Raw genomic sequence first — 17099 nt, forward strand, 5'->3', positions numbered from 1 at the left:
AATATGAAGTGCCCTTTTTGTGGATTTGACGAAAGCAAGGTAGTTGATTCTAGATCTACAGATGATAATACAACTATTAGAAGAAGAAGAGAGTGTGCAAACTGTAGCAAAAGGTATACAACTTATGAAAAAATTGAGGATATTCCAATTTTAGTTATAAAAAGAGATTCAACAAGAGAAAACTTTAATAAAGAAAAAATCGTCAATGGGCTAATTATTGCATGTCAAAAAAGACCTATTTCTAGAAGGCAAATTGAGGATATAGCTGAAGATATAGAAAAGTCTATATCTAATAAAATGCTGACAGAAGTAGAGACAAAGTTGATTGGTGAAATGATAATGGAAAGATTGAAAAAAATAGATGAAGTATCATATGTAAGATTTGCTTCTGTATATAGACAGTTTAAAGATATAAATACATTTTTAGAAGAAATAAAAAATTTAATGACTAAATAATAAAAAATAGACTTTCTCAATTTAGAAAGTCTATTTTTATATTGTTTATGGCAAAGATAATAATTATATATAAATTAAAATTTATATTATCATTTTTACTTAAAGTTAAAATTAAGTAAAAAATATATAATTGAATAGAAAACAAATATAAAAAATGTTAAAATATGCACAAGTATATTAAAAGTGAGGATTTTTATGAAAAAAATAAATATAAATAATTTAAAAGTTTTTAAGGATTTTTTAGTTATTGAAGGGGAGAAGGTTGATGTTGTATTTTCAACAGCTAAGGATTCTAGAAGTTTTAATAGAAATACTGAAGAAGGGCAAAAAAATATAAATTCATTAAAGGAAGATTTTAATGTTAATGAAGTTGTGTATCTTCATCAAATACATAGTGATAATGTATTTGTATTTGAAGGTGATGCAGAAGAATTTAGAGAGTATGAAGGGGATTCTATAATAACAAAAGAAGAAAAAGTTATTATTGGAGCCTTTACAGCAGATTGTGTTCCGGTAATTTTAGTAGATGAAAGAGAAGGTGTCATAGCTGCGATTCATAGTGGTTGGAAGGGAACTTTTAACTCGATAACAAAAAAGACTATTGAAAAAATGATTCAAGAATATGATGTTAAAATAGAGAATATTAAAGTTTATATTGGACCTCATATAAGACAGTGCTGTTATGAGGTATCTGAAGAGTTAAAAGAAAGCTTTTTAAATAAGACTAAAATAAATGAAAATGAGCTATTTAAAGGTAGAAATCTTAGTATGGAGCGTTGTATCTTAGAAGATTTAAGAAATATAAATATTAAAGAAGATAATATTTATACAATTAATCTGTGTACTTATTGTGAAAAAGACATAAAATTATTTTCTTATAGAAAAAGTGTTGGAACGTATGGAAGGTTATTTACTTTTGCTTACAAGAAATAATAAAAGTTCAGGGGGAATACTTAATGGCTAATGAAAAAATATTAGTAGTAGATGATGAAGAACATATTGTAGAACTTATAAAATATAACTTGTTATCTTCAGGATATGATGTAATAACATGTAATAATGGAATAGATGCAGTTAATTTAGCTATAAATGAAAGACCTAATTTAATACTTTTAGATTTGATGATTCCAGGAAAAGATGGGTATGATGTATGTAAAGAGATAAGAACAAAGAGTGAAGTGAAAAATATATCAATTATTATGCTTACTGCTAAAAGTGAAGAGTTTGATAAAATTTTAGGACTAGAGTTAGGGGCGGATGATTATATAACAAAGCCGTTTTCAGTAAGAGAACTTTTGGCAAGAGTAAAGGCTGTATTAAGAAGAGTAGGTGCTAAAGAAGAACAAAGCGATATTATGGTGTTCGGGGATTTATCTGCAAATTTTGAAAAAAGGGAAATAAGAATAAAGGGTAAAAAAGTAGATTTAACATTGAAAGAGTTTGAATTATTAGAAATGTTAATTAAAAATAGAGGTAAAATTTTAAGAAGAGAAATGCTTTTAGATAAGATTTGGGGTTATGAATATATAGGGGAAACTAGAACAGTAGATGTTCATATTAGATATTTAAGAAAGAAAATAGAAGATGATGATAAAAACCCTAAATTTATTGAGACTATAAGAGGAGTAGGGTATAGATTTAACCCAGATCTATAATATATGAAAAAGAGAATTATAATCTCATCTCTTGCAACTGTAATATTTTCTCTAGTATTAGTATGTTTAGCATTTAAAGAATTAATAAATATACAAGAGATAGATAGAACTAAGGGTATTTTATCTGTATATAATGAGTTATTTATTAAAGAAATTAAAGAGAATGATGTTGATTTCAGTAAATTTAGAATAGATAATAATCAAGTTAGATTTACTATAATAGATAGACAAGGTAATGTTTTGTATGACTCAGAAAGTAAGGGATCACTTTCTGATAATCATATTGATAGAGAAGAGATTCATCAGGCTTTTATTAATAATGAGGGTTCAAGCGTAAGGTATAGTAGTACCTCTACAGTTAATCTAGTATATTACGCGACCAAAATAGATGAAAATACTGTAGTTAGAAGTTCTGTGCCAACAAGTGCAATAATGGTATTTTTATCAGGAACTTATAAATATTATATATTTATTATAATTATAGTAGCTATTTTAGCTTTATGGTTATCTGTTAAATTAACAAAGATTATAATATACCCAATAAAGGAATTAGAAGAGGCTACTGCTAAGATTTTGAATGGAGACTTATACAATAGAGCTAAGGTATATAATGATGATGAAATTGGATCTTTAGCAAGAAGTTTTAACAAAATGGCAGATGAATTACAGATTAAGATTAATGATTCTTACGATAAACAAAACAAATTAGAAGCAATATTAGAAAGTATGGATAGTGGAGTTATCGCAATTGATAACTATGGAAAGATAATGCTTATAAATAACTATGCAAAAAATTTATTTGGATTAAAAGGAGAAATAATAGGAGAGAAAATTGAAGAGTGTATTATAGATTATGATTTTTTGCAATTTGTTAAAGACATTCCAGAAATTGATTCTAAAGAAATAAAATTATTTCATCCAGTTGAAAGAGAGTTAAAGGTGAAAAAAGCTCCTATAATTAATGGTAATGTAAATACTATAGGTATAGTTATAACTTTGGCTGATATAACAGATATAAAAAGATTAGAGAACATGAGAAGTCAATTTGTAGCAAATGTTTCTCATGAACTAAAAACTCCATTAACATCTATAAAAGGTTTTTCAGAAACTTTAAAGTATGTTGATGATAATAAAACTAGAAAGAAATTTTTAGATATTATAAATAAAGAAGCTGATAGATTAAGTAGACTAATTAATGATATATTAATTTTATCTAATATTGAAAATATGAAAGTAACTAGAATGGAAAAATTTAAGCCGATGGATGTAGTACAAGAGGTTATAGATGTAATAAGTACTGAAGCTAGCTCTAAAGGCATAGAAGTTAAGTTAGTTGATGAATATAATGGGGACTTAAGTGGGAATAGAGATAAATTCTATCAGTTAAGTATGAATCTTATTGATAATGCAGTGAAATATTCAAAAGAGAATGGGAAGGTAAAAGTTAAGCTTTTAGAAAAGAATAATTATCTTATAATGGAAGTAGAAGATAATGGGGTTGGTATACCAAAGGAAGATTTACCGAGAATATTCGAAAGATTTTACAGAGTTGATAAATCAAGATCCAGTAAAGGTACTGGATTAGGGCTCGCTATTGTAAAACATATTGTAAAACTATTTAATGGCGAAGTAGATGTTTATTCAGAATTAGGAGAAGGTACAAAGTTTATAGTTAAAATTAGAAAGTAATTAAAAGAGTTTATGGCTTTACACGCCAATAAACTCTTTTAATTTTTTTATATTATTACAATTAACAGCAACTTAACATTCTTATAATACTCTTTAACAATAGCATAATATTCCTTTAACGTTAAGATATTATTATTGTTATTGTAAGGTAATAAATTGATAAATCGAACAAATTAAATGAAGTGGATTTGGAGGAAAATTTATGAAGAGTAAAAAGTTAAAATTGATGGTAGGTGCTTTAGTAGTAATGATGATGGGAGCAACTTTAACAGGTTGTGGAGGAAATAATGGACAAAGCGGAGATGCTGGAACTGAAACTCAAACAACTATTTCAATTTCGGGATCTACTTCTGTTGGGCCATTAATGTTAAAAGTTCAAGAAAGATATGAAGCTGCAAATGAAGGCATAACATTAGAAGTTCAAGAAAATGGTTCAGGTGCAGGGATTAAAGATGTTATAAATGGTGTTTCAGAAATTGGAATGTCTTCAAGGGAATTAAAGAGTGAAGAAGCTTCACAAGTGGATGGAACAGTAATTGCTCATGATGGTATTGCATTGCTAGTAAATCCATCAAATAAAGTAGAAAACATAACTTTAGAACAAATTAAAGGAATTTATACAGGAACAATAACTAACTGGAAAGAGTTAGGCGGATCTGATTCTCCAATAGTTGTTATAAGTAGAGAAGAAGGCTCAGGAACAAGAGATGCCTTCCAAGAAATAGTTGGTTATAAATCAGAGGAATTAATAAAAGATGCTTCAATTGCAGATGGAAGTGGAGCTGTTAAAACTACAGTTGCAGGGAATGAAAATGCAATAGGATTTGCTTCTTTTGAATATATAGATGATAGTGTAAATGCTTTAAAAGTAAATGATGTTGAAGCAACACCAGATAACGTAAAGGCAGGAGAATATAAGTTATCAAGACCTTTCTTATTAGTAACTAAGAAAGATACTTTAACTGAAGCTGGAGCAGCTTTAATTGAATATGTTTTAAGTTCAGAAGGTCAACAAATTGTTAAAGATAACAAATTAATAACTTTAGAATAATAATTAATATTTGAGTAAGAATGCCTCAATGCTTGAGGCGTTTTTACTACATAAAATCAAGGATATTTATTACCATTAGGAGGACTAAAATGGTAGAGGGAAATATAAAGAGTAATACGAGTAAATATATTGTTGATAAGATTACTAGAGTGATATTCTTAATATGTGCACTTGTTGCAGTGGTAAGTTTAATTTTAATTATAGGATTCGTATTTATGAAGGGATTAAAGCCTTTTGTTACAGGAGATAAATCTTTTATAGAATTTATATTTGGTACTGATTGGTACCCTACATCAGAAGTGCCTAAATACGGTATATTACCGATGATAATTGCTTCAATATATGGTACTGTAGGAGCTTTAATTATAGGGGTTCCAATTGGATTACTAACAGCTATATTTATAGCTGAAGTTGCACCAAAAGGAGTATCAAAATTTATGATTCCAGCAGTTGAACTTTTAGCTGGAATACCATCTGTGTTATATGGATTATTTGGTTTGGCAATAATTGTTCCATGGATACAAAGAACTTTTAATTTAGCGCAAGGACAAAGTTTATTTGCAGTAATTATTGTACTAGCTGTAATGATGTTACCAACAATAATTTCAGTTTCAACCACTGCGATAAAAGCAGTTCCTAAAAGTTATAAAGAGGGTTCGTTAGCATTAGGAGCTTCACATATAGAGACCACTTTTAAAGTGGTTGTGCCTGCAGCAAAGTCAGGTATATTAGCAGCAATAGTTCTTGGAAGTGGAAGAGCTATTGGAGAGACGATGGCTATAATTTTAGTGGCAGGTAATTCAGTACAAATACCAACAGCTATTTTTGATAAGGTAAGACCACTTACTAGTAATATAGCGTTGGAAATGGGATATGCATCACAAGCACATCAAGAATTATTATTTGCAACTGGGGTCGTGTTGTTTGCATTTATTTTAATATTAAATTTAGTTATTTCAAAACTTTCTAGTAAGGAAGGTAAATAAAAATGAGAAAATTCAAAGAGAGTATTTTAAAAGTATTATTATATTTATCAGCTGTAATAACTGTTAGCATATTAGTTTTCATACTTGGATTTATATTTATAAAAGGATATAAAATAATTAATTTTAATTATTTATTTAGTGAATATAAACCTTCTGGTGGTGGAGGAATAAAACCATTTATTATATCTACGTTGTATACAGTTGCTTTATCACTTGCAATAGCTACACCTATAGGAGTTCTTTCTGCGGTATATTTACAAGAATATGCTAAGCAAGGAAAGATGGTAAAGATTATAAGGTACTCAACAGAAGCTTTAGCAGGGATACCCTCTATAGTATATGGATTATTCGGAGCAGCATTTTTTGTGGCTGCATTAAATTTTGGATATTCACTTATTGCAGGTTCATTAACTTTATCTATAATTATATTACCTGTAATAATACGTACTACAGAGGAGGCATTGAAAGTTGTTCCATCATCATATAGAGAGCCTTCTTTAGGACTTGGAGCTACTAAGTTTCAAACTTTGTATAAAGTTATTCTCCCAAGTGCAACACCAGGAATACTTTCAGGAGTAATATTATCAATGGGACGTGTAATAGGAGAGTCGGCTGCGTTATTTTTAACAGCAGGTACAGTATATAAAATACCGAAGAGTATTATGTCTAGCGGAAGAACATTGACAGTTCATGCCTTTTTAGAAACAAAAGAAAAAGGTGATATTGCATCTGCAGCTGCTGCTGGAATAGTTTTGATAGTAATGATTTTAATATTAAATATTGTAGCTAAGTTAATAAGTAAGAAGTTAAATAAGGCTGAGTATTAATTAAATTTAAATAGTGAGTATTATACAATTTTAAGAGGTGTAAGTATGTCAAATATAATAACGCCTGAAATTCAGGTAAAAAATTTAGATTTGTTTTATGGAGATAATCAAGCTCTGAAGAATATTAATATAGATATAGAAAAAAACAAGGTTACAGCATTAATAGGACCATCAGGATGTGGTAAATCGACTTTTTTAAGAACTTTAAATAGAATGAATGATCTTATTGCAGGAGTGAAGATAGATGGTGAAATTCTAGTTGATGGTAAAGATATATATAAAGATTTTAATGAAATAGATTTAAGAAAGAAAGTAGGAATGGTATTTCAAAAGCCGAACCCATTTCCAATGTCTATATATGACAATATAGCATATGGTCCGAGAGTTCATGGGGTTAAAGATAAAAAGACTTTAGACCAAATAGTTGAAAAAAGTTTAAAAGGTGCTGCATTATGGGATGAAGTTAAGGATAGACTCAAAAAAGGTGCTTTAGGTTTATCAGGTGGGCAACAACAAAGACTTTGTATTGCAAGAACTATTGCAGTATCACCTGAAATAATATTAATGGATGAACCCACATCGGCTCTAGACCCTATATCTACAAATAAAATGGAAGAGCTAATGGATCAACTAAAAAAAGATTATACCGTTGTTATAGTTACACATAACATGCAACAAGCAGGAAGAATTGCAGATAAAACTGCATTCTTTTTATCCGGTGAACTTATAGAATATGGAAAAACAGAAGATATTTTTTATAGACCACAAGATAAGAGAACAGAGGATTATATATCAGGAAGATTCGGCTAAAATTTAAAAGGGAGTGAGATTATGACAAGAACTGTTCTAGATAATAGAATGAAAGTACTAATTTCTGAATTGGCAGAAATGGGAAGTTTGGTAGAAAAACAATTATATGATAGTATTGAAGCTTTTAAAAATAGAGATATGGATCTTGTAGAAAATGTAATGAAAAATGATGATAAGGTAGATGAACTAAATAAAAAAATTGAAGAGCAATGTTTGAAGTTTATGGCTATGGAATCCCCTGTTGCTACAGATTTAAGAAAAATTTTTACGACATCTAAAATTGTTACAGATTTAGAAAGAATGGGAGATTATGCAGTAGACATATGTAAAATAACTAAAAGGGTTGAGTTAGAACCAATAGGTGAAGAGTGTGATTCAATATGGGAGATGGTTGATATTCTAATTAAAATGATTGGAAAATCAATTGAAGCATTTGTGGATGGAAATGTTGAAGAAGCTTATGAGATATGTAAAATGGATGATAAAGTTGATATATTGTATCGTGGGCTATTCAATGAAATGTTAAAGAAGATGGCTAAAGATGAAACTATGATAAATAGAGGAGCACAAATTTTATTTGCATCAAAATACCTAGAAAGAGTTGGGGATCACGTAACAAATATTTGCGAGTGGATAATTTTTTCTAAAAAAGGTGATTATGTAGATTTAAATGAGTAATAATAAAGAATATGAGAACTTCTCATATTCTTTATTTTATTGTGAAAATGTGGCTTAGAATAATCTCTTTTGTTGACTGAAGATAATTATTAGGTTAATATATCATAGAGATGATAGGTTATTATAGGAGTGACGTTATGAGGAATGTAGTAACAAATGTAATACCTTATAGTATTGCTGAAGAGGTTGGCATCGAAGTTAATGATATTTTATTATCAGTAAATGGAGAAAAAATAACAGACATTATTGATTATAGATTTTTAACAGCAGATGAAGAGTTAGTTTTAGAAATGGAGAAGTCTAATGGAGAAGTTTGGGAATACGAAATCGAGAAGGATTACGGCGAAGAACTTGGATTAGAATTTGGCGGCGGAATAATGGATAAAGCAAAAAGGTGTAGTAATAAGTGCATGTTTTGCTTTATAGATCAGAATCCTAAAGGAATGAGAGAAACCTTATACTTTAAAGATGATGATTCAAGACTATCTTTTCTTCAAGGAAATTTTGTAACACTAACAAATATGAAAGATGAAGACATCGATAGAATTATTAGATATAGGATTAGTCCTATAAATATTTCTGTACATACTACAAATCCAGAGTTAAGAGTTAAGATGCTTGGTAATAGATTTGCAGGGCAAGTATATGATAGAATGAAAAAGTTAGCAGATGCTGGTATTGAAATGCATTGCCAAATAGTTCTTATTCCAGAAGTAAATAATAAGGAAGAGCTAAAGAAAACTATAAATGATTTATATAGCCTGTATCCATCAGTAGCTAATGTTGCAGTAGTACCAATAGGCGTTACTAAGTTTAGAGATGGACTAGTGAAGGTAAAAACATTTGATAAAGAATTAGCCAGAGAAGAATTAGAAATGGTTATGAAATTCCAAGAAAAATTTATGAATGAAATTGGAGATCCTTTTATAAGAATGTCTGATGAATTTTATATTGTATCAGGAATAGATGTACCTGAAGAGGAATTTTATAAAGGGTATGAACAAATTGAAGATGGAGTTGGAATGATTAGATGCTTTAGAGAAGCAATTAATTATGGAGTGCAAAATCTAAGAAAAGATATTAGCGGTACATTTACTATAGCTACTGGAAAACTTGCATTTAATGAAGTTATGAATGGTGCTAAGAAGATAATGAAAGCTAATGAAAATATAAAAATTGATGTATTTGAAATAATAAATCATTTTTATGGTGAATCTATAACAGTTACAGGTCTTTTAACTGGTAAAGATATAATAAGTCAATTAAAGGGTAGAATTAAAAGTGAATATTTAATTATGTCTAGTAATATGTTCAGAAAAGGATATGAGTTAGCGCCTGCTGATTATATAATGCTAGATGATGTGAGAGTAGAGGATATAGAAAAAGAATTAGGAGTTAAGGTTCTTGTTGCTGACCACACAGGAGAAGACTTAATAGATATTATAAACGATGTATGTCAGGAGGAAAAATAATGGGAAAACCAATAGTAGCTATAGTTGGAAGACCAAATGTAGGAAAATCAACATTATTTAATAAATTAGCAGGGAAAAGAATCTCTATTGTACAAGATACTCCAGGAGTAACTAGAGATAGAGTTTATGCAGAAGCAGAGTGGTTAAATCATGTATTTACAATGATAGATACAGGTGGGATTGAGCCAGAAAATCAAGATATTATTGTAAAACAAATGAGAAGACAAGCGAATATTGCTATAGAAACAGCTGATGTTATAATGTTTGTTGTTGATGGTAAAGAAGGATTAACAGCGGCTGATAATGAAGTTGCAACTATGCTTAGAAAGTCTAAGAAACCAGTTGTATTAGTTGTTAACAAGATAGATAACTTAAAAGATGAAGAAAATGCTTGGGAATTTTATAACTTAGGGATAGGTGATCCAGTAGCTATATCTGCAGGTCAAGGAAAAGGACTTGGAGATATGCTTGATATGGTTGTAAGTCACTTTGATTCAATAGGTGAAGCAGATGAAGAAGAAGAAGATATAAAAATAGCTATGATAGGTAAGCCTAATGTAGGTAAGTCTTCATTAATAAATAGATTATTAGGTGAGGATAGACTAATAGTTTCTGAGATAGCTGGAACTACAAGAGATGCAATAGATAGTAAAATAGAAACTGATTTTGGAAAGTTTACTTTAATAGATACTGCTGGTCTTAGAAGAAAAAGTAAGGTAAAAGAAGAGATTGAAAGATATTCAGTTATAAGAACTCTTACAGCAATTGAAAGAGCTGATGTATGTATACTTATGATAGATGCTACAGAAGGTGTTACAGACCAAGATGAAAAGATAATAGGATTTGCTCATGAGTTAAACAAAGCTATAATGGTAGTTGTAAATAAGTGGGATCTTATTGAAAAAGATGGTAAGACTATGGATGTATATAAGAAAGACTTACAATCAAATTTAAAATTTATAAGTTATGCTAAGTATCTATTTATATCTGCATTAACAGGGCAAAGAGCGCATAAAGTTTTAGAAGTAGCTAAAGAATGTTATGATAATTACAGTAAGAGAGTTGGGACTGGTGTATTAAATGATGTAATTAGTAAAGCAATATTAATGAAAGAGCCACCAGTAGTAGCATTAAAAAGACTTAAGATTTATTATGCAACACAAGTTGCTACAAAACCACCAAAGTTTGTATTCTTTGTTAATGATACAAATGCGAGACATTTCTCTTATGAAAGATATTTAGAAAATCAATTAAGAGATAGTTTCGATTTTAGTGGTACAGGAATTCAAATAGAGTATAGAGAAAGAAAGGAATAATCTATATGAGTAAAGTGACTTTTGTAGGTGGTGGGAGTTTTGGTACATCACTAGCTATATTATTAGGTAACAAAGGAAATGATGTATCTATATATGATAGAGATATATCTGTGGTTAACGATATTAATATAAATAGAAAAAATGATAGGTATATAAAAGGATTAGAAGTGCCTAAGAATGTCACAGCTTATAATGATGTAGATAAAGCTTTAGAAGGAGCAGAATATGTTGTTTTAGCATTACCATCTCAGATTATACGAATAGGAGCTAAAACTTTAAAAGGAAAAATATCTTCTGATATACCGGTTATATGCATAGCAAAAGGAATAGAAGAAGGTACTAATAAAACTTTAGTAGAAGTTATTAATGATGAAATAGATAATCCTGTAGTTGTTTTATCTGGTCCAAGTCATGCAGAAGAAGTTGCTTTCAATATACCAACTACTGTTGTAACATCTTCTAAAAATATGAAAGTGGCAGAAGAAGTTCAAGATTTATTTATGACTAAAGAATTTAGAGTTTATACTAATAGTGATTTAGTTGGGGTAGAAATTGGTGGAGCTGTAAAGAATATTATCGCATTAGCTGCCGGAGTTTGTGATGGATTAGGATATGGTGATAATACAAAAGCTGCTTTAATGACTAGAGGAATGGCTGAAATAGTTAGAATTGGTACAAAGTTAGGTGGAAATATTGAAACATTTTTAGGCCTTACTGGAATGGGTGATCTTATAGTTACTTGTACTAGTATGCACTCTAGAAATAGAAAAGCTGGTATTTTAATAGGAAAAGGTATGAGCAAAGATGATGCTGTAAAAGAAGTAGGTATGGTAGTAGAAGGTATTACTGCGTGTAATGCATTCTATAAATTAAAAGAACAGCTAGATGTTGAGATGCCGATTACAGATGGATTATATAGAGTTTTATTTGAAAATAGAAAAGCTAAAGATGTAGTAGATGAACTTTTAAAAAGAGACAAAAAGTCTGAAGTTTATTAATAGTTTGATGCACGTATATAAATATACGTGCATTTTTTGTATTTATATATACTATACATAAACAAAGTGTTGCAAAAGAAAGAATTAAATTTTTTGATTTGAAATAATTATAAGCAGAAAAACCAGTATACTTTTTCTAGCGTGAGAATATATATATATTGTTAAAAATATATAGGAGGGAAAATTAGTGGAGGGTTTCAACATATACAGAGATATAGCAGAAAGAACTCAAGGGGACATATATGTAGGAGTAGTTGGACCTGTTAGAACAGGTAAATCTACTTTTATTAAAAAGTTTATGGACCTAATGGTTATACCCAAAATTGAAAATTCTTTTAAGAAAGAGAGAGCAAAAGATGAATTGCCACAAAGTGGATCAGGAAAAACTATTCATACTACAGAACCAAAATTTGTACCAAATGAGGCTGTAGAAATTACTGTGGATGACGATATTAGTTTTAAGGTAAGATTAGTTGATTGTGTAGGTTATATTGTAAAGGGAGCATTAGGGTATTTAGAAGAAGATGAACCTAAGATGGTAAATACACCATGGTATGATTATGAGATACCTTTTGAAGATGCAGCAGAAATTGGAACAAGAAAGGTTATTACAGATCATTCTACTATAGGTTTAGTTGTAACTACTGATGGTAGTATAACTGGTTTAGAGAGATCTGAGTACTTAGAAGCAGAAGAAAGGGTAATAGATGAATTGAAATCAATAAAAAAACCTTTCGTAGTTGTACTTAATACAAAGAACATAAATTCACCAGAGACTGAATCATTGAAGAAACAAATGGAAGCTAAATATGATGTTACAGTTCAAGTGATGGATGTTTATAATATGACTGAAAAAGATATTGAAAATTTATTTGTACATGTACTTAAAGAGTTCCCAGTAAAAGAAATAAACATAGATATGCCTACATGGGTAGAAAAGCTTGATCCAGAACATTGGTTAAAGAAAGAATTCTTTAAAATAGTAAAGGGAATGTGTGACGATGTAGAAAAGATAAAAGACATAAAACCTTCATTTAACTCATTTAAAGAAGATGAAAATGCCAATGCTTCAGAATTAAGTGAGATTAAACTTGGAGAGGGTACTGCAAAAATATTATTAAAGCCAAGTGAAAGTATTTTTTATAAGGTGTTAAGTGAAGATTGTGGAGTTGAGGTTAGCTGTGAGAGTGATTTAATATCTTTAATTAAAGAGCTTAATGTAGCAAAAAAAGAGTATGATAAAATCAAAGATGCTCTTTATGATGTTAGAGAAACAGGTTACGGATTAGTTGCACCACAATTATCAGAAATGAAATTTGAAAAACCTGAAATGATAACTCAAGGAAGTAAATATGGAGTTAAACTTAAAGCTAGTGCACCATCACTACATTTTATAAAGGCTGATATAAAGACTGAAATAAGTCCAATAATGGGATCAGAAAAAGAAAGTGAAGAATTAGTTAAAGCTTTAATGGAAAAATTTGATAGTGATCCAGAATCTTTATGGCAAAGTAATATGTTTGGAAAGTCATTAGAAGTATTAGTTAAAGAAGGCTTACAAAATAAACTTTATAAGATGCCAGAAGATGTTCAAGTTAAGATCCAAAAAACACTTCAAAAAATAATTAATGAAGGTAATGGCGGATTGATCTGTATAATTTTATAACAATATTTGGCACCTATCTTTTTAGATAGGTGCTTTTAAATTTTAGTTAACTTTATAATTATATATATTAAGTGTGAAATATATAGGGAATGTAGAATATAATATATTAAGCAAGTAATATGTGCTTAATATATTATAGTAAAGAGGGATAATATGAATAGCAGATTTTGTACCTATAAAAGAGTGGGTTATTTGAGGCGGAGTGTTGCAGATGAGTTAGGTATAGAGTTTACTGGAGCGATATATGCCTGCCCTGGAGTGCTAAAGCATATTATTAAAAGACATGGTAAACAATTAGACAAGAATATAAAGAAAAATATATTTGAGTTTATGAAAGTTATACTGGAAGAACCGGATTATATCGGACTTTACAAAAGTGAGGAGGGAACTACTTCTATTCAGTTTGTAAAGAAAATGTATAATTATTTGTTGTTAGGAGTGGAGGTGGACGAAATGAACCAGTATATTTATGTATCTACTATGTACCCTATAAATGATAATAAAATAAAAAATAGATTAGATTATGGTGAACTAATTAAAGTGAATTGTGGCTAAAATATATTTATTGAAAGAAATGGAGTGGGGTTGTATAATAAACTCAAGAAATATTTGTTGATAATCTTGAGCTATTAAATTAAGTTTTGAATTAAATTATTGCTTATATAAAAAAGTGGCTTTGCCACTTTTTGTTTGTTTAGGTTATAGGATAAATTATATTGAGATGGAGTGATAAAATGAAGAAGATAGCAGTTATTTTTAATGGTGGGACAATATCTATGAAAGTAGATGAAAGGATTAAGGCAGCTGTTCCAAGTTTAACAGGGGAAGAAATAATGTCTATGGTGACTGGAATAGAGAATTATGCAGAAATAGAATCATATACTTTCTCTAGTATGCCATCACCTCACATGACTTTTGAGACAATATTAGAACTAAGTAATTTCGTAACAGAATTAGTAAATAGAAGTGATATAGATGGGATAGTTATTACACATGGAACTGATACTTTAGAAGAAACAGCATATTTTTTAGATTTAACAATAGATACATCTAAACCGATAGTAATAACTGGAGCTATGAGAAGTAGTTCAGAATTGGGATACGATGGCCCTTTTAATTTAGCAACATCAATTTGTACTGCTATATCTGATGATTCTATTGGAAGAGGAGTTTTAGTCTGCTTTAATGGAGAATTAAATTCAGCAGCAGAAGTTACAAAAGCAAATTCTATGGCTTTAAATGCATTTAGAACTCCTAATTTTGGGCCAATTGGAATTGTAGATAATAATAAGGTTATCTTTTATAGAAATACTATAAATACTTCAAAATACAAAGTTAACAAAATTGATAAAGAAGTAGCGCTGATTAAATGTGCAGTAGACATGGATTCTACATTTATAGATTTTATTATTGAAAAAGGTTATGGTGGAATTGTAATAGAAGCTTTAGGAAGAGGAAATGTTCCACCTAGAATGGTTCCTGGAATAAAGAGAGCTATTGAGAATAATATTCCAGTGGTAATAGTGTCACGATGCTTTGAAGGAAGAGTTCATGAATCTTATGGGTACGAAGGGGGAGGAAAGATGTTGCTAGATTTGGGGATAATATTCGGAGATACACTACCAGGTCAAAAAGCAAGAATAAAACTTCTTTTATCAATAAATTCAGAGTTAGATTTAGAACAAATAAGAAAGCAGTTTGAATAAAGAATGTTAGGGAAAAACTACATAATAAATAATATGTGCGAAAATTGATTTAAAACATATAAAAAATATTCGGAACAGTTGACCAAAAGAGTTAAAAGTGATACAATAATATTCGTAAGGTGATTCGATTGGGATAAACAAACACGAATGTTTCTTTGGAAAAGAAATGTTTTATTGTTGATTTATACGCATAGATTTGAATTTTTAAGCTATGGTGAGTCGTCTTAATTAACTTATCATAGCTTTAATTTATTTACATATTATTTATAAGGAGTGTTGAAAATGGGGGAATTATCAACGAAAAAACTATCAACAAAAGAAAAACTTTTACCGATATTAACAAATAAGAATGTTGATATTAAGAAAGAAATGCTTGCAGGGTTAACTACTTTCTTGACAATGGCATATATTATCGCAGTTAATCCTAATATACTATCAGCTACTGGTATGCCTGCTGGAGCATTAGTTACAGCAACTTGTTTAGCGGCTGCACTTGCTTGCATAATGATGGGGTTATTTGCTAACTTACCATTTGCATTAGCTTCAGGTATGGGATTAAATGCTTACTTTGCTTATTCTGTTGTCTTAGGAATGGGAATTTCATGGGAAGTGGCTTTGACAGCTGTATTTATTGAAGGTATCATATTTATATTATTATCAATATTTAAAGTTCGTGAAGCAGTAGTAAATGCTATTCCTAAAAATATGAAATTAGCTGTTACAGGTGGTATTGGATTATTTATAGCGTTTATTGGATTAGTTAATTCAGGGCTTGTAGTTTCAGATGAGGCTACGATGGTTGCTTTAGGTGAATTTACTCCAGCGGTTATAATTACGCTTATAGGATTAGTTATAATAACTGTTTTAAATAAGAAAGGTGTTAGAGGATCTATTCTTTGGGGAATATTGATTTCTTCATTAATTGGATGGGGATATGCTTTAATAAACACAGAAGCAGCTGCAGCTTTAGGAATTTATCTGCCTAGTGGAGTGTTTAAGTTTGAAGGTATAGGAGAAATAGCTGGAAAAATTGATTTAGCTCATGCGTTCCATCCAGATAATTTAAAGATGTTTATAACTGTAGTTTGTACATTCTTATTCGTAGATTTCTTTGATACAGTTGGTACTTTAGTTGGAGTTTGTTCAAAGGCTAAAATGTTAGATAAAGATGGTAATGTTCCTAATGCGGGAAGAGCGCTTTTGGTTGATGCTATAGGAACAACTGCTGGAGCTTGCTTAGGAGTTTCAACAGTTACGACTTATGTTGAAAGTGCAACAGGTGTTGCGGAAGGTGGTAAAACAGGATATACATCAATAACAGTAGGTATATTATTCCTTATTGCAATGTTCTTCTCACCAATAATTGTAGCTATACCGTCATGTGCTACAGCACCAGCGCTTATTTATGTTGGATACTTAATGCTTGAAGCTGTTAAAGAAATAGAGTTTGAAAATATTACTGAAGGAGTGCCAGCATTCTTAACTATAGCTGCAATGCCATTAACATATAGTATAGGTGATGGATTAACTTTAGGAATAATTTCATACGTAGTAATTAACCTAATATATAACATCTTCTTTGCTAAAAGCAAGGAGAAAAAGACAAAGATTTCTTGGGTTATGTATTTACTATTAGTAGTATTTATTTTAAAGATTGCATTCTTATAAAATTAAATAGAGTATAGACGTTTGAAAGTCTACTTCTTAGGAGGTAGACTTTTTTAATTTAATTATGAACAATTTGTTAACAAAAAGTTGACATTAGTAAGTTGAGAATATAAACTGTTTA

At 29.7% G+C, this 17099-nt stretch carries 16 protein-coding genes; all 16 read left to right on the forward strand.

The window, feature by feature from the left end:
* The first annotated feature begins 3 nt into the window (after positions 1-3).
* The 16 genes from nrdR (at position 4) to ARA56_RS01480 (ending at position 16978) form a co-directional block, all read left to right on the forward strand.
* Positions 4-456: a transcriptional regulator NrdR gene (nrdR, locus tag ARA56_RS01405; protein ID WP_055263197.1), complete on the forward strand. Its 453-nt coding sequence runs from the start codon at positions 4-6 to the stop codon at positions 454-456.
* 195 nt (positions 457-651) lie between these two features.
* Complete coding sequence (gene pgeF / locus ARA56_RS01410) at positions 652-1389, forward strand: peptidoglycan editing factor PgeF (RefSeq protein ID WP_055263199.1); 738 nt, start codon at positions 652-654, stop codon at positions 1387-1389.
* Positions 1390-1412: 23 nt separating this feature from the next.
* Positions 1413-2111, forward strand: coding sequence for a response regulator transcription factor (locus ARA56_RS01415; RefSeq protein WP_055263201.1), 699 nt, complete (start codon positions 1413-1415; stop codon positions 2109-2111).
* A 3-nt stretch (positions 2112-2114) separates the two neighbouring features.
* Positions 2115-3800 carry an ATP-binding protein gene (locus ARA56_RS01420; protein ID WP_055263203.1) on the forward strand — a complete coding sequence of 562 codons (1686 nt, stop codon included), beginning with the start codon at positions 2115-2117 and terminating at the stop codon, positions 3798-3800.
* 202 nt (positions 3801-4002) lie between these two features.
* Complete coding sequence (locus ARA56_RS01425; RefSeq protein WP_055263205.1) at positions 4003-4851, forward strand: phosphate ABC transporter substrate-binding protein; 849 nt, start codon at positions 4003-4005, stop codon at positions 4849-4851.
* An 89-nt stretch (positions 4852-4940) separates the two neighbouring features.
* The gene (gene pstC, locus ARA56_RS01430; RefSeq protein WP_055263207.1) at positions 4941-5837 is read left to right on the forward strand and encodes a phosphate ABC transporter permease subunit PstC; all 897 of its coding nucleotides are present in this window, start codon (positions 4941-4943) and stop codon (positions 5835-5837) included.
* Between the two features lie 2 nt (positions 5838-5839).
* A complete protein-coding gene (gene pstA / locus ARA56_RS01435) occupies positions 5840-6664 on the forward strand; it encodes a phosphate ABC transporter permease PstA (RefSeq protein WP_055263209.1) in 825 nt (274 codons plus the stop codon).
* A 45-nt stretch (positions 6665-6709) separates the two neighbouring features.
* Complete coding sequence (gene pstB / locus ARA56_RS01440; RefSeq protein ID WP_055263211.1) at positions 6710-7474, forward strand: phosphate ABC transporter ATP-binding protein PstB; 765 nt, start codon at positions 6710-6712, stop codon at positions 7472-7474.
* 21 nt (positions 7475-7495) lie between these two features.
* Positions 7496-8152, forward strand: a complete 657-nt coding sequence (phoU, locus tag ARA56_RS01445) for a phosphate signaling complex protein PhoU (RefSeq protein WP_055263213.1) — start codon at positions 7496-7498, stop codon at positions 8150-8152.
* A gap of 137 nt (positions 8153-8289) precedes the next feature.
* Positions 8290-9624, forward strand: coding sequence for a DUF512 domain-containing protein (locus ARA56_RS01450; protein WP_055263215.1), 1335 nt, complete (start codon positions 8290-8292; stop codon positions 9622-9624).
* The gene (der, locus tag ARA56_RS01455) at positions 9624-10940 is read left to right on the forward strand and encodes a ribosome biogenesis GTPase Der (RefSeq protein WP_055263217.1); all 1317 of its coding nucleotides are present in this window, start codon (positions 9624-9626) and stop codon (positions 10938-10940) included. The genes ARA56_RS01450 and der overlap by 1 nt, the downstream gene beginning before the upstream one ends.
* A 5-nt stretch (positions 10941-10945) precedes the next feature.
* Complete coding sequence (locus tag ARA56_RS01460; RefSeq protein ID WP_055263219.1) at positions 10946-11938, forward strand: NAD(P)H-dependent glycerol-3-phosphate dehydrogenase; 993 nt, start codon at positions 10946-10948, stop codon at positions 11936-11938.
* A 187-nt stretch (positions 11939-12125) separates the two neighbouring features.
* On the forward strand, positions 12126-13604 hold the full coding sequence (gene spoIVA, locus ARA56_RS01465; RefSeq protein ID WP_055263221.1) for a stage IV sporulation protein A: 1479 nt from the start codon (positions 12126-12128) through the stop codon (positions 13602-13604).
* Between the two features lie 153 nt (positions 13605-13757).
* Positions 13758-14159, forward strand: coding sequence for a PBECR3 domain-containing polyvalent protein (locus ARA56_RS01470; protein ID WP_055263223.1), 402 nt, complete (start codon positions 13758-13760; stop codon positions 14157-14159).
* Positions 14160-14338: 179 nt separating this feature from the next.
* The gene (locus tag ARA56_RS01475; RefSeq protein WP_055263225.1) at positions 14339-15310 is read left to right on the forward strand and encodes an asparaginase; all 972 of its coding nucleotides are present in this window, start codon (positions 14339-14341) and stop codon (positions 15308-15310) included.
* A gap of 282 nt (positions 15311-15592) precedes the next feature.
* A complete protein-coding gene (locus ARA56_RS01480; RefSeq protein ID WP_055263227.1) occupies positions 15593-16978 on the forward strand; it encodes an NCS2 family permease in 1386 nt (461 codons plus the stop codon).
* Positions 16979-17099 lie beyond the last annotated feature (121 nt).

The organism is Clostridium disporicum (assembly GCF_001405015.1).
Lineage (GTDB): Bacteria > Bacillota > Clostridia > Clostridiales > Clostridiaceae > Clostridium > Clostridium disporicum_B.

What these genes read in the sequence shown, in the direction of transcription:
- nrdR (WP_055263197.1), top strand. Translation starts at nt 4, where the DNA reads ATGAAGTGCCCTTTTTGTGGATTTGACGAAAGCAAGGTAGTTGATTCT.
- pgeF (WP_055263199.1), top strand. Translation starts at nt 652, where the DNA reads ATGAAAAAAATAAATATAAATAATTTAAAAGTTTTTAAGGATTTTTTA.
- ARA56_RS01415 (WP_055263201.1), top strand. Translation starts at nt 1,413, where the DNA reads ATGGCTAATGAAAAAATATTAGTAGTAGATGATGAAGAACATATTGTA.
- ARA56_RS01420 (WP_055263203.1), top strand. Translation starts at nt 2,115, where the DNA reads ATGAAAAAGAGAATTATAATCTCATCTCTTGCAACTGTAATATTTTCT.
- ARA56_RS01425 (WP_055263205.1), top strand. Translation starts at nt 4,003, where the DNA reads ATGAAGAGTAAAAAGTTAAAATTGATGGTAGGTGCTTTAGTAGTAATG.
- pstC (WP_055263207.1), top strand. Translation starts at nt 4,941, where the DNA reads ATGGTAGAGGGAAATATAAAGAGTAATACGAGTAAATATATTGTTGAT.
- pstA (WP_055263209.1), top strand. Translation starts at nt 5,840, where the DNA reads ATGAGAAAATTCAAAGAGAGTATTTTAAAAGTATTATTATATTTATCA.
- pstB (WP_055263211.1), top strand. Translation starts at nt 6,710, where the DNA reads ATGTCAAATATAATAACGCCTGAAATTCAGGTAAAAAATTTAGATTTG.
- phoU (WP_055263213.1), top strand. Translation starts at nt 7,496, where the DNA reads ATGACAAGAACTGTTCTAGATAATAGAATGAAAGTACTAATTTCTGAA.
- ARA56_RS01450 (WP_055263215.1), top strand. Translation starts at nt 8,290, where the DNA reads ATGAGGAATGTAGTAACAAATGTAATACCTTATAGTATTGCTGAAGAG.
- der (WP_055263217.1), top strand. Translation starts at nt 9,624, where the DNA reads ATGGGAAAACCAATAGTAGCTATAGTTGGAAGACCAAATGTAGGAAAA.
- ARA56_RS01460 (WP_055263219.1), top strand. Translation starts at nt 10,946, where the DNA reads ATGAGTAAAGTGACTTTTGTAGGTGGTGGGAGTTTTGGTACATCACTA.
- ARA56_RS01470 (WP_055263223.1), top strand. Translation starts at nt 13,758, where the DNA reads ATGAATAGCAGATTTTGTACCTATAAAAGAGTGGGTTATTTGAGGCGG.
- ARA56_RS01475 (WP_055263225.1), top strand. Translation starts at nt 14,339, where the DNA reads ATGAAGAAGATAGCAGTTATTTTTAATGGTGGGACAATATCTATGAAA.
- ARA56_RS01480 (WP_055263227.1), top strand. Translation starts at nt 15,593, where the DNA reads ATGGGGGAATTATCAACGAAAAAACTATCAACAAAAGAAAAACTTTTA.